General features: G+C 71.4%; 11 protein-coding genes and 1 pseudogene. 3 read left to right on the top strand and 9 right to left on the bottom strand.

The genetic code is table 11. The features are described 5' to 3' along the window. Nucleotides 1–55 precede the first annotated feature (55 nt). Complete coding sequence (locus ACZ39I_RS31680) at nt 56–1,318, bottom strand: amidase (protein WP_467248343.1); 1,263 nt, start codon at nt 1,316–1,318, stop codon at nt 56–58. A 16-nt stretch (nt 1,319–1,334) separates the two neighbouring features. Next, on the bottom strand, nt 1,335–1,796 hold the full coding sequence (locus tag ACZ39I_RS31675) for a DUF6668 family protein (RefSeq protein WP_467248341.1): 462 nt from the start codon (nt 1,794–1,796) through the stop codon (nt 1,335–1,337). A gap of 161 nt (nt 1,797–1,957) precedes the next feature. Here ACZ39I_RS31675 and ACZ39I_RS31670 point away from each other — a divergent pair, with 161 nt between their 5' ends. Beyond that, a complete protein-coding gene (locus tag ACZ39I_RS31670; RefSeq protein WP_467248339.1) occupies nt 1,958–3,439 on the top strand; it encodes a hypothetical protein in 1,482 nt (493 codons plus the stop codon). Nucleotides 3,440–3,454: 15 nt separating this feature from the next. Here the strand turns inward: ACZ39I_RS31670 and ACZ39I_RS31665 are convergent, their stop codons facing one another. From ACZ39I_RS31665 to ACZ39I_RS31655, 3 genes are all read right to left on the bottom strand, one after another. Further along, nucleotides 3,455–4,405, bottom strand: coding sequence for a M28 family metallopeptidase (locus tag ACZ39I_RS31665; RefSeq protein WP_467248337.1), 951 nt, complete (start codon nt 4,403–4,405; stop codon nt 3,455–3,457). Between the two features lie 151 nt (nt 4,406–4,556). After that, the gene (locus ACZ39I_RS31660) at nt 4,557–5,009 is read right to left on the bottom strand and encodes a VOC family protein (RefSeq protein WP_403655654.1); all 453 of its coding nucleotides are present in this window, start codon (nt 5,007–5,009) and stop codon (nt 4,557–4,559) included. A 39-nt stretch (nt 5,010–5,048) separates the two neighbouring features. After that, a complete protein-coding gene (locus ACZ39I_RS31655; RefSeq protein ID WP_352390644.1) occupies nt 5,049–5,480 on the bottom strand; it encodes a winged helix-turn-helix transcriptional regulator in 432 nt (143 codons plus the stop codon). Nucleotides 5,481–5,488: 8 nt separating this feature from the next. Between ACZ39I_RS31655 and ACZ39I_RS31650 the strand changes: the two are divergent. Beyond that, nucleotides 5,489–6,772, top strand: a pseudogene (locus ACZ39I_RS31650) (MFS transporter); the annotation flags it as partial. A gap of 32 nt (nt 6,773–6,804) precedes the next feature. On the opposite strand, the gene rarD reads toward ACZ39I_RS31650, so the two are convergent. Further along, complete coding sequence (rarD, locus tag ACZ39I_RS31645; RefSeq protein ID WP_467248503.1) at nt 6,805–7,752, bottom strand: EamA family transporter RarD; 948 nt, start codon at nt 7,750–7,752, stop codon at nt 6,805–6,807. Nucleotides 7,753–7,937: 185 nt separating this feature from the next. After that, a complete protein-coding gene (locus ACZ39I_RS31640) occupies nt 7,938–8,792 on the bottom strand; it encodes an SDR family oxidoreductase (protein ID WP_467248334.1) in 855 nt (284 codons plus the stop codon). Nucleotides 8,793–8,883: 91 nt separating this feature from the next. Here ACZ39I_RS31640 and ACZ39I_RS31635 point away from each other — a divergent pair, with 91 nt between their 5' ends. Then, nucleotides 8,884–9,270, top strand: coding sequence for a winged helix-turn-helix transcriptional regulator (locus ACZ39I_RS31635; RefSeq protein ID WP_467248333.1), 387 nt, complete (start codon nt 8,884–8,886; stop codon nt 9,268–9,270). A gap of 88 nt (nt 9,271–9,358) precedes the next feature. On the opposite strand, the gene ACZ39I_RS31630 is transcribed toward ACZ39I_RS31635, so the two are convergent. Both ACZ39I_RS31630 and ACZ39I_RS31625 read right to left on the bottom strand, forming a co-directional pair. Beyond that, on the bottom strand, nt 9,359–10,438 hold the full coding sequence (locus ACZ39I_RS31630) for a 2-oxoacid:ferredoxin oxidoreductase subunit beta (protein WP_467248331.1): 1,080 nt from the start codon (nt 10,436–10,438) through the stop codon (nt 9,359–9,361). Beyond that, nucleotides 10,431–12,359, bottom strand: coding sequence for a 2-oxoacid:acceptor oxidoreductase subunit alpha (locus ACZ39I_RS31625; RefSeq protein WP_467248330.1), 1,929 nt, complete (start codon nt 12,357–12,359; stop codon nt 10,431–10,433). The genes ACZ39I_RS31630 and ACZ39I_RS31625 overlap by 8 nt, the downstream gene beginning before the upstream one ends. Nucleotides 12,360–12,465 lie beyond the last annotated feature (106 nt).

Raw genomic sequence — 12,465 nt, 5'->3', positions numbered from 1 at the left:
AATACTCGCACATGCATTATATGCGTACGCAAGTATCTGTCCAGGGTCCGGGCCCTCAGGTGTACGCCTGTGCCGCCTGCGCCACCTCCAGCAGCAGCGCCTCGCCGCCGTGCCGGGCCACCAGCTGGAGTCCGACCGGGCAGCCGTCCGGGCCCAGGCCGGCGGGGAGGCTGAGGGCCGGGTGCCCGGAGAGGTTGAAAGCCCAGGTGAGGGCGGTGGAGTAGCGGTCGCCGGGGCCTTCGTGGCCGTGCGGTGGGTGGGGGGTCGTGGGCGTCAGCAGCAGGTCGGTGCCGGTGAGGATCCCGTCGAGGAGACGGTCGTTGGCGGCCCGGATCCGGTCGGCCTCCCGCAGGTCGGAGCCCGGGGTGCGCAGGGCGAGCCAGGCGGGGGCGGGGTCGTGCAGACGCGGCGGGATGCGCGGCCGGGCGAGCCGTAGGACACCGGCGTCGGCCAGCCGCCCGACCGCCGAGCGGGCGATGCGCAGGATCCCGGGGTCCGGGTCCGCGAAGCCGAGGTCGGGGGACCAGACGGCGGTGACGGGAAGGGTGGGGGGCGGCTCGGGCGTGCCGTCTCCGCCGCCCTCGCGGGCGTCACCGTCATAGCCGTCGCCGTTGCCGGTTCCGTCGCCGGCGAGCGCGTGCCAGTAGGCGGCCGCGTCGCAGGCGTGGCGGACGAGGATGCCGGGGGCGGTGAGGCCGGGGCGCGGGGAGGCGGCTCGGGTGGGGCCGGGAGTGGGGCCGGTCGGGTCCGGGTGGGCGCTCGTACCGCCGGTGGGGGCGTGGGCGTGGCCGAAGTTCGTGATCTTGAGGCCGATCACCCCGCACCAGGCCGCCGGGATCCGTATCGACCCGGCCCCGTCGCTCCCCGTCGCCATCGGGACGAGTCCCGCGGCCACCGCGGCCGCGGAGCCCGCCGAGGAGCCGCCCGGGGTGCGGTCGGCGCGCCAGGGGTTGACGGTACGGCCGTGGGCGCCGAGTCCCCAGGTCTGCCAGGGAGTCCCGGGACCGGGCACGGAGGTCGCGCCGACGGGTACGCACCCGGCCGCGAGAAGCGGTGCCGCACCGCGCAGCCCGTGCCGCCCCTTCACCCCGATCGGCACCCCGGCGAGCGGCAGCCGCTCACCCGCCTCGACGCGCAGGTCGATCTCGCGTGCCCGCCGCAGCCCCTCCTCCTCCCACACCTCGGCGAACGCGCACAGCTCGGGATCCACCCGCCGGATCCGGTCCAGCGCGCAGGCGACGACGTCGACCGCCCGCAGCGCGCGCGAACGTACCGCCGCCGCCAGGTCGGTGGCGGAGAGCGAGGCAGCGGCCGTCATGGGGCTGGGGTGGCCGTCATGGGGTGGCGGTGGCCCGGGTGAGCCGGACCAGTGCCCCGGTGGAGCGCGGGGGCGTCCCGTTCAGGTCGCCGAGGCGCCACGCGGGGACCCAGGGCACGCGGTACACGTCGACCGCGGCCTCGATCTCCTTGGCCTGCTGGGCGAGCGGGCGCGGGAGCCGTCCGGGAGCGTCCGCGACGAGGACGACGGCGTCGAGGTCGAGCCCCGGCGGGTGCTCCCCGCGCCGGAACAGCTCCAGGGTGCGGCGGGCGGCGAGCAGCCCCGCGGCGTGTGTACGGGCGACGAGCAGGACGGAGGTCGGAGCACCGGGGCCCGGCCAGTCGCGTCCGCTGTCGTGACCGCCGTAGACGGCGGCCAGGGTGGAGACGCCGGCGCCGCCGTGCGTGCCGACCCACGCGAACCGCCTCCCGGTCGGGGCCACCGGCCCGCGGATCCAGATCTCCGGCCCCTGCTGCACGCTCTCCGCCTCTCGCCGCACGTCAGTTCGCCTGACCGCGCTTGGATCCTGTCATCCCGCCCGCCCTGCCCCTTCGGAACAGGCCTGTGACATCACGGTGACGTGAGAACCGGGGGCGAGCGGAGAGACTCGACAGTACGTGCACGACCGTGAGGGATGAGATGTCTCGACTCAGCCGCGACAAGAAGCGGGACCAGCAGCGGGGGGCCACCCCGATCGACGTCCGTGTCCCCCTGACGGGTGAGTCCGCGACGGTGGCCGGAACACAGGTCACCGCGCCGCCCGGCGAGGAACTCCACCAGGCCGTCCTGACCCACCTCCACCATCTCGCCCTGGCCGGCGGCCACGCGGTCCACGCCACGATCCATGATGCCCGCATCGGTTACGTGGTCCCCCTGGAAGTCGCGACGGACGGCGCCAGCCGCTTCACGGCGGAGCCGGTGAGGATGCCGCTTGCCGTGCCCCAGGACCCGGCGGAGACGCCCTGGCCGTCCCCGGCCCCCGCGACCGAGGACCCGGTGGAGACGTCGTGGCCGTCCCCGGCCCCCGCCCACGCACAGGACGACCCCGACCCGGCCCCCACCTTCCGGATGCGAAACCTGCCCGAGTCCCGGACGGCGGACGCCGAACCGTTCCCGACCCAGGTGCTACGACAGCTGCCGGACTCCCAGACCACCGGCTCGGCTCCGGCCCCCGGGACGGCCCTGCCCCCGACGGGCCAGTTCGGCCCGCCCCCCGTGATGGACACCGGCCCGGCCTCCACCCCGGCCCCACTGTCCCCGACCGACCCCACCTACACACCCGGCCCCCTGCCGTCGACACCGGCTCCGCCGCAGTCCGGTCCCGCTCGTACCCCCGTCGCGCCGCCGTCCGGTCCGGTCCGTACCCCCGCCTGGGCGAAGCCCGACCCGGCAGACACCCCCGCCCCACCACCGTCCGACACCGCTGTCCCGACCCCCCAGGCCGGCCCCGTTCCGGAACCCAGGCCCCTGCCCCTGCCGACAGCCGGCTTCGCCGCCGTCGTGCCTCGGCCGCTTCCGTCGGTCTCGCCCGCTCCCCGGGCCGCCGCCCCCCTCATCGACCCGGTCCCCCTCCTGGACGATCCCGGTCCCCGGCCGACGCCCGTGCGAGGGTTCGACGCCGTGGCCGAAGCCGTCCTGGGGGAGGGGCTGGTGGTCGACGAGGGCGCGGTGCTCGCGGAGCCGGTCGGACGGATCAGCGAGGCCGTGCGCGAGGGACGGACGGACGTGGCCGCCGAGTTGGCGCAGCAGGTCGTCGGCGAGGCGTCGCAGACCCTGGGCGCCGAGCATCCCGATGTGCTGCGGGTACGTGAACTCGCCGCGTACATCGCCTACTTGGGCGGCGAGCCCGTCCAGGCCGCGGAGATCTCCCTCGACCTGGCCGGCATCCACCACCGCGCCGGAGACGCCGAGGCGGCCTACGGCAACGTGCAGAGCGCGGCCACCGCGTGGAAGGCCGTACGGGATCCGCTGCGGGGCCTGGAGCTCGGCCGCGACCTGCTCACCCTGTGGACGGACCTGGCCGCCGGGGAGGGCCCGGCGGCCGAGGATCCCGACAAGCTGGAGTCGGCCCGCACCCGGATGCTCCGCCTCGCGGAACGCGCCCGGAACGCGGGCCGGTAGCCCGGGGAAGGACTGTTACCGCGACAGCTCCCACACCGCGTACGCCACCGCGTCACTGTTGCGGTCCAGGGCGGTGTCGTTGATGTTGGCCGTGGTGTCGCACGACGAGTGGTAGCAGCGGTCGAAGGCCAGCCCCGAGGTACCGCCCCACTTGGCCGCCTGCGCCGCCGTCTTGACGTAGTCGGCGCCGCTGAACAGCCCGCCCACCGGCACGCCCGCGTTCTTGAACGGCGCGTGGTCGGAGCGGCCGTCGCCCTCGGTCTCGATCTCGGTCGGGACGCCGAGGCCGGCGTAGTACGCCTTGAAGGTCTTCTCGATCGCCGGGTCGTCGTCGTAGACGAAGTATCCGGGGTTCGGTGAGCCGATCATGTCGAAGTTGAGATAGCCGCTGATCCGCGAACGGTCCGTGGTGGACAGGCGGTTGACGTAGGAGCGGGAGCCGACCATGCCCAGCTCCTCCGCGCCCCACCAGGCGAATCTCAGATGCCTGGTGGGCTGGTAGCCGGCCCGGGACACGGCGAGCGCGGTCTCCAGGACGGCCGCCGAACCGGAGCCGTTGTCGTTGATGCCCGCGCCCGCCGTCACGCTGTCGAGGTGCGAGCCGGACATGACCACCTGGCTGGTGTCGCCGCCCGGCCAGTCCGCGATCAGGTTGTAGCCGGTGCGGCCGGACGAGGTGAACTGCTGGACCGTCGTGGTGAATCCGGCGGCGTCCAGCTTGGCCTTGACGTAGTCGAGCGAGGCCTTGTAGCCGGCGCGGCCGTGCGCGCGGTTGCCGCCGTTGGCGGTGGCGATGGACTGGAGCTGGGTCAGATGCGCCTTCACGTTGGCCACCGGGATGTCCGGGGCCGCGGCCACCGCGGGCTGTCCCGCGGGGGCCGCGCCGGCTATGGATCCGCCGGCCAGGAGGGAGACGGTGACGACGACGGCGGTGGCCGTGACGCGTCCGGGAACCGAGAGCTTCATGTGGGGGGCTCCGAATTCCGTGGGAATCCCTGAACTCACAGGGATTCCACAGCGAATGGGTGCCTGGATGGTGAAGCTGAGGTTGACTCTCCGTCAAGGGCGGAATCCGGTCAGGCCCGTTCGCATAGCGGACCCCACGGCTCGCACGGTCTCATTGCACGCAGAACTCATTGCCCTCCGGATCCGCCATCACCACCCACTCACCGCCCCGCTCCCGCACCTCGCGCAGCACACGCGCCCCGAGCCCCGTCAGCCGCTCCACCTCGGCCGAGCGGCTGCCCTCCCCGGGGTGCAGATCCAGGTGGAGCCGGTTCTTGACGGTCTTCGGCTCCGGTACGCGCTGGAAGAGCAGCCGCCGCCCCAGACCGGTGCCGCTGTCCTTGTCGTACGGGTCGTCCGGATGCCGTACGGCGACCAGATCCCGGAAGGCGAGACGGCCGTGGTACTCGACGGTGCCCTCGCGCGGCAGGGCACCGAGCTCCAGCAGCCGCTGGATCAGGGCGTCATTGTCCTCGGTCGTGTACTGCAGTGCGGCGGCCCAGAAGTCGGCCTGGGCGTGCGGGTCCTCGGCGTCGATCACGACTTTCCAGTGCACGGGTGTCATGCCGTCACTTATAGCGGTGCGCACTGACAGCGGCCCCGTTCACACCGCTTCGGCCGCCCGGCTGTCGTACGCCGACCTTGCCGCCGCGATCTCCTCCTGGTGCGCCTCGGTCCAGGTCACCAGCGAGCGGATCGTCGCGTGCAGGGTGCCGCCGAGCGGAGTCAGTTCGTACTCCACCCGGGGCGGTACGACCGGGTGGACCGTCCGCTTCACCAGTCCGTCCCGCTCCAGCGAGCGCAGGGTCACCGTCAGCATCCGCTGGCTGACCCCGTCGATCTCCCGGCGCAGTTCGGTGAAGCGCAGGCGCCGGTTCTCCAGCAGGGCGATGACGAGAAGGGACCACTTGTCGGCGACCCGGTCGAGGATCTGCCGCACCTGACAGTCCTCGCGGGTGTCCCACTGGAAGGGATCGGTGTCGCCGTAGTCGGTGCCCGCGCAGTTACTCGGTGACTTCGAAGTGCCTTCTTCCATGTCCGTCGATGCTGCCCGAGGCTGGGACCGGTTACAAGAGGGAACCGACCCTCGATCCGGTAACTCCCCCCTACCTAGGGAGTGTTGTCATGGGCGCACGCGCCTGGGCGCTGCTGCTCGTCCTCTGCGGAACGATCTTCCTGGAGGGCGCCGACATCGCGATGATGGCCGTCGCGATCCCCTCGATCCGGTCCGATCTGGGGCTCGCGACCGATATCGCGGCCTGGGTGATGAGTGCCTATGTGCTCGGGTACGCCGGCTTCACCCTGCTCGGCGGCCGCGCGGCCGACCTGCTGGGCCGCCGTCGGATGTTCCTGCTCTCGCTCACGGTCTTCCTCGCCTTCTCCGGCCTCGGCGGTCTCGCGACCGAGGGCTGGATGCTGGTGGTCGCCCGCTTCGTCACCGGTGTCTCCGCCGCCTTCATGACCCCGGCCGCGCTGTCCCTGATCACCACGTCCTACCCGGAGGGCCCGCAGCGCAACAAGGCCCTGCTGGTCTTCGCCGGCACCGGCGCCGGCGGCTTCTCGCTCGGCCTGGTGATCGGCGGCCTGCTCACCGCGCTGGGCTGGCGCTGGGTGTTCTTCGCGCCGGTGCTGATGGCAGGCGCCCTGCTCCTCGCGGCCTTCCGGCTGATCCCGCGCCCGCCGGCCGCGCCCCCGACCCGACACGGCTTCGACCTCCCCGGCACCCTCACCGCCGCCGGCGCCATGCTGCTGGCCGCCTACACCGTCGTACGCCTGGAACACGGTCTGGACGCGTGGCGGTCGACGGCGGCGTCCGCCCTCGGGGCGCTGCTGCTCGGGGCCGCCTTCGTCGCCGTGGAACGCCGGGCCGCGCATCCGCTGGTGCGGCTGGGGCTCCTGCGCACGGGCCCGGTCGTGCGGGCCGACCTCGGGGCGCTGCTGTTCGTCGGGGCGTTCTTCGGCTTCCAGTTCGTGGTGACGCTCTATCTCCAGGAACTGCGCGGCTGGTCCTCGGTGCAGACCGCGATCGCCCTGGTGATCATGGGCTGCGACGCGGTCCTCGCGCCCACCCTCACCCCGCGGCTCGTCGCCCGCTTCGGCAACGCGCGCGTGATCGTCGGCGGCTTCCTGCTGGCGGTGCTCGCCTACGGCCTCTTCCTGCCGGTCGGCATGGACTGGCCCTATCTGGCGATGCTGCCGACGCTGTTCATCGCGGGCACCGCCTTCGCGCTGGCGTACGGGCCGCTGACGATCGCGGCGACGGACGGGGTCGCCGAGTCGGAGCAGGGCCTGGCGGGCGGGCTGCTGCACACGGCGACCCAGTTCGGCTCGGCGATCGGGATCTCGGCGGTGACGGCCGTCTACGGCCTGGCGGCGGGCGAGGCCGGCGGCTCGGGTGCCGAGGCCAGACTCTCCGCCTTCCGTACGGCGCTGACCGTGCCCGTGGTCATGGTGGTGCTGGGCCTGTTGATCTCCCTCCTGAGCGTCCGCGCGGTGCGCAGGGCGTCCCAGGTGAGCAGCGTCAACGCCAGCCAGACCAGCGCGAACCCGGCCCAGCGCTCCGGCGGCATGGCCTCGTGGAAGTAGAAGATGCCGAGCAGGAACTGGAAGACCGGGGCCGTGTACTGGAGCAGTCCCAGCGTGGACAGGGGCACGCGGATCGCCGCCGCGCCGAAGCAGACCAGGGGGAGCGCGGTGACGATGCCGGTCGAGGCGAGCAGCGCCGCGTGCCCCGGGCCCTCGGAGGCGAAGCTGAGGTCGTCCCGCGAGCTCAGCCACAGCAGATAGCCGAGCGCGGGCAGGAACTGGATCGCGGTCTCGGCGGCCAGCGACTCGACCCCGCCGAGGTTCACCTTCTTCTTGACCAGGCCGTACGTGGCGAAGGAGAAGGCGAGCGTGAGGGAGATCCACGGCGGCCGGCCGTATCCGATCGTGAGGACGAGCACCGCGGCGGCCCCGATCCCGACCGCCGCCCACTGCACGCGCCGCAGCCGCTCCTTGAGCAGCAGCACACCCATCGCGATGGTGACGAGCGGGTTGATGAAGTACCCGAGCGAGGCCTCGACCACGTGACCGCTGTTGACGGCCCAGATGTAGACGCCCCAGTTCACGGTGATGACGGCGGCGGCCACGGTGATCAGCGCCAGCTTCCGGGGCTGCCGCAGCAGCTCACCGGCCCACGCCCAGCGCCGTACGACGACGAGTGCGACGGCCACGAAGACGAGCGACCACACCATCCGGTGGGCGAGGATCTCGGCGGCGCCGGCGGGCTTGAGCAGCGGCCAGAACAGGGGCACGAGCCCCCACATCCCGTACGCGGCGAAGCCGTTCAGCAGACCTATGTGCCGCTCGCCCCTCGACTTCACGGACTCTCCTCCTCGCACCGTCCTCGCCTGCACGAAGGTAACGCCGAGCACCCCCGGCTGTCATGCCCGTATCGCTATACGGTCATGACAGCCGGGGGTGGAGCGCCCAAGGGCCCGTCGGGGGAGTATCAGCCCTTGAGCGCGGCCTTGATCGACGCGGCGATCGGGGTGGTCGGACGGCCGGTCAGCCGGGCCAGGTCGCCGGAGGTGACGACCAGCTCGCCCTTCTCGATGGAGGCGTCGACGCCGGCGAGGGTCGCGGCGAAGGGAGCGGGCAGCCCGGCACCGGTCAGGATCCCGATGTAGTCGTCGACGGACACGGCGTTGTAGACGATCTCCTTGCCGGTCTGCCGGCTCAGCTCGGCCGCGTACTCGGCGAAGCCCCAGGGCTCGTCGCCACCGAGCTCGTACGTCGTGTTCTCGTGCCCCTCGCCGGTCAGCACGGCCACGGCGGCGGCCGCGTAGTCGGCGCGCGAGGCGGAGGAGACACGGCCGTCACCGGCGGCCTGCACGACCGCGTTGTACTCCAGGACGGGGGCGAGGTTCTCGGTGTAGTTCTCGTTGTACCAGCCGTTGCGCAGCAGCGAGTAGGGCAGACCGGAGGCGAGCAGGGCCTCCTCGGTGGCCCGGTGGTCGTCGGCGAGCGCGGCGGTCAGGGTGCCGGGTGCGCTGGTGTAGGCGAGGAGCGCGACGCCCGCGGCCTTGGCGGCCTCGATGACGACCTGGTGCTGGGCGGGGCGGCCCTTGTCGAACTCGTTGCCGGAGATCAGCAGCACCTTGTCGCCGGCCGCGAGGACCTTGTCGAAGGTCTCGGGGCTGTTGTAGTCGGCGACCGCTATCTTCACGCCCTTCGCCGCGAAGTCGGCGGCCTTCTCCGGGGTGCGGACGACTGCGGTGACCTGCTCGGCCGAAACCTTCTCGAGCAGCTGCTCGACGACGTGACGGCCGAGGTTTCCGGTGGCTCCGGTGACGACGATGCTCATGATGTGCGATCTCCTTGTGGGGTGCGGTGACACTAACCATAGGAGAAGCGCTAACTCTTGGAAAGTACCCACTTTGAAGTAAGGTACTGGCATGGCAGTAAGCGCAGCGAACCCCTTGATCTCCGCCGGTGAGGCGATGTGCCCCCACCGCCTCGTCCTGGAACACGTGAGGAGCCGCTGGGGTGTCCTGGTCCTGATCCAGCTCCTGGACCGCCCGCACCGCTTCAGCGAACTCCGCCGGGCGATCGGCCGGGTGAGCGAGAAGATGCTGACCCAGACCCTCCAGACCCTGGAACGTGACGGCCTGGTCCACCGCGACGCCAAGCCGGTGATCCCACCCCGAGTCGACTACTCCCTGACCGACCTCGGCCGCGAGGCGGCGGAAAAGGTACGGGGGCTGGCGGAGTGGACATCGCGGCGGATGGGGGCGGTGCAGGAGGCGCGGGAGAGGTACGACGCGGCGAAGAAACGGACCTGAGCACTCCCTTCGGGCACCCCGACGCCTGACATGCGCAGGGCCTGGACGCCGTGCGACATCCAGGCCCTGCGCATGCGCGGGAGAAGCGTCAGCCCACGACCGTCCAGGTGTCGCCCCCGGCCAGCAACGCCCCCAGATCCCCCTTGCCGTTCTGCTCGATCGCGGCGTCCAGTTGGTCCGCCATCTGCGTGTCGTACACCGGCCGGTCCGCCGAGCGGAAGACGCCGATCGGGGTGTGGTGGAGCGTGTCCGGGTCGGCCAGGCGGGACAGGGCGAAGGCGGTCGTCGGGGACGACGCGTGCGCGTCGTGGACGAGGATCTGCGCCTCGTTCGACGCGGTCACCGGTACCACCTTCAGGTCACCCGTCGCCGCATCCCGGACCACGCCCTTGGACAGGTCGGTGCCGAAGCGGATCGGCTGACCGTGTTCCAGCCGGATCACCGCCTCCTCGGCCTGCTGCTTGTCCTTCAACGCCTCGAACGCGCCGTCGTTGAAGATGTTGCAGTTCTGGTAGATCTCGATCAGCGCGGTGCCGGGGTGGGCCGCCGCCTGCCGCAGCACCGAGGTGAGGTGCTTGCGGTCGGAGTCCACCGTCCGCGCCACGAAGGACGCCTCCGCGCCGATGGCCAGGGACACCGGGTTGAAGGGGGCGTCCAGCGACCCCATCGGCGTCGACTTCGTGATCTTGCCGACCTCGGAGGTGGGGGAGTACTGGCCCTTCGTCAGGCCGTAGATCCGGTTGTTGAACAGCAGGATCTTCAGGTTCACGTTCCGCCGCAGGGCGTGGATCAGGTGGTTGCCGCCGATGGACAGCGCGTCGCCGTCGCCGGTGACGACCCACACGCTCAGGTCCCGCCTGCTCGCGGCCAGCCCCGTCGCGATCGCCGGCGCCCGCCCGTGGATGGAGTGCATGCCATACGTGTTCATGTAGTACGGGAACCGCGACGAGCAGCCGATGCCCGAGACGAAGACGATGTTCTCCTTGGCCAGTCCCAGCTCCGGCATGAAGCCCTGGACCGCCGCGAGGATCGCGTAGTCACCGCAGCCGGGGCACCAGCGGACTTCCTGGTCGCTCTTGAAGTCCTTCATGCTCTGGCGGCCCTCGGCCTTGGGGACGAGCGAGAGCGCCTCGATCGTGCCCGTGCCTTCCGTGGACGTCTCAGCCATCGATGGCCTCCTTGAGAGCCGTGGCGAGCTGTTCGGCCTTGAACGGCATACCGTTGACCTGGTTGTAGCTGTGCGCGTCGACCAGGTACTTCGCCCGGACCAGGGTGGCGAGCTGCCCGAGGTTCATCTCGGGGATGACGACCTTGTCGTACGCCTTCAGCACCGCGCCCAGGTTGCGCGGGAAGGGGTTGAGGTGGCGCAGGTGTGCCTGCGCGATCGACTCGCCGGCCGTCCGCAGGCGCCGTACCGCCGCCGTGATGGGGCCGTACGTCGATCCCCAGCCCAGCACCAGCGTGCGCGCCTCGTGCGGATCGTCCACTTCCAGGTCCGGTACGTCGATGCCGTCGATCTTGGCCTGGCGGGTGCGGACCATGAAGTCGTGGTTGGCCGGGGCGTAGGAGATGTTGCCCGACCCGTCCTCCTTCTCGATCCCGCCGATGCGGTGTTCGAGACCGGGTGTGCCGGGGACCGCCCAGGGGCGGGCGAGGGTCTGCGGGTCGCGCTTGTACGGCCAGAAGACCTCGGTGCCGTCGTCCAGGGTGTGGTTCGGCCCCTGCGCGAACTGCACGGTCAGGTCCGGGAGTTCGTCCAGCTCCGGGATCCGCCAGGGCTCCGAGCCGTTGGCCAGGTAGCCGTCCGACAGCAGCATCACCGGTGTGCGGTACGTCAGCGCGATCCGGGCCGCCTCCAGCGCCGCGTCGAAGCAGTCGGCCGGCGTGCAGGGGGCGACGATCGGCACCGGCGCCTCGCCGTTGCGCCCGAACATCGCCTGCAGCAGGTCCGCCTGCTCGGTCTTGGTCGGCAGACCGGTGGACGGGCCGCCTCTCTGGATGTCGATGACGAGAAGCGGCAGCTCCAGAGAGACCGCAAGCCCGATCGTCTCCGACTTCAGGGCCACGCCCGGACCGGAGGTCGTCGTCACCGCGAGCGAGCCGCCGAAGGCCGCGCCCAGGGCTGCGCCGATGCCCGCGATCTCGTCCTCGGCCTGGAAGGTCCGTACGCCGAAGTTCTTGTGCTTGCTCAGCTCGTGCAGGATGTCCGAGGCCGGGGTGATCGGGTACGAGCCCAGGAACAGCGGCAGGTCCGCCTGGCGGGACGCGGCGACCAGCCCGTAGGACAGCGCGAGGTTCCCGGAGATGTTGCGGTATGTGCCGACCGGGAAGGCCTTCGTGGCCGGGGCGATCTCGTAGGAGACGGCGAAGTCCTCGGTCGTCTCGCCGAAGTTCCAGCCGGCCCGGTACGCCGCCAGGTTCGCCTCGGCGATCTCCGGCTTCTTCGCGAACTTCGTGCGCAGGAACCTCTCCGTGCCCTCGGTGGGCCGGTGGTACATCCACGACAAGAGGCCGAGCGCGAACATGTTCTTGCTGCGCTCGGCCTCCTTGCGGCTGAGGTCGAAATCCTTGAGGGCCTCGACGGTCAGCGTGGTCAGGGGGACCGGATGAAGGCTGTACCCGTCGAGCGAGCCATCCTCCAGCGGCGAGGCCGCGTACCCCACTTTCTGCATCGCCCGTTTGGTGAACTCGTCCGTGTTGACGATGATCTCCGCGCCGCGCGGCAGATCGGCGATGTTGGCCTTGAGCGCGGCCGGGTTCATGGCCACGAGCACGTTGGGCGCGTCACCCGGCGTGAGGATGTCGTGGTCGGCGAAGTGCAACTGGAAGGAGGAGACACCCGGCAGGGTTCCGGCAGGGGCCCGGATCTCGGCGGGGAAGTTGGGAAGGGTGGACAGGTCGTTGCCGAAGGACGCGGTCTCCGAGGTGAAACGGTCCCCGGTGAGCTGCATCCCGTCACCGGAGTCGCCCGCGAAACGAATGATCACCCGGTCGAGGCGGCGGACGTCCTTCACGCCGGCCTCTTTGCGCTGCTCTCCCACGACGGCTTCGTCGGCCTGCTCCGCTGGGCTGCTGACCTGACTGGTCACTGAACTGGACCTCCCTCTGGGCGGCTGTTCGGGAGCGGCCTTCCCGCAGGCCTTCCCAGGATCAACCCTACGACCGCAGGGGTCGCCTTCCCTCGGCCATTCGCAT

The organism is Streptomyces sp. NPDC024687, from assembly GCF_055559055.1.
This window is presented reverse-complemented; position numbering and strand designations above follow the sequence as displayed.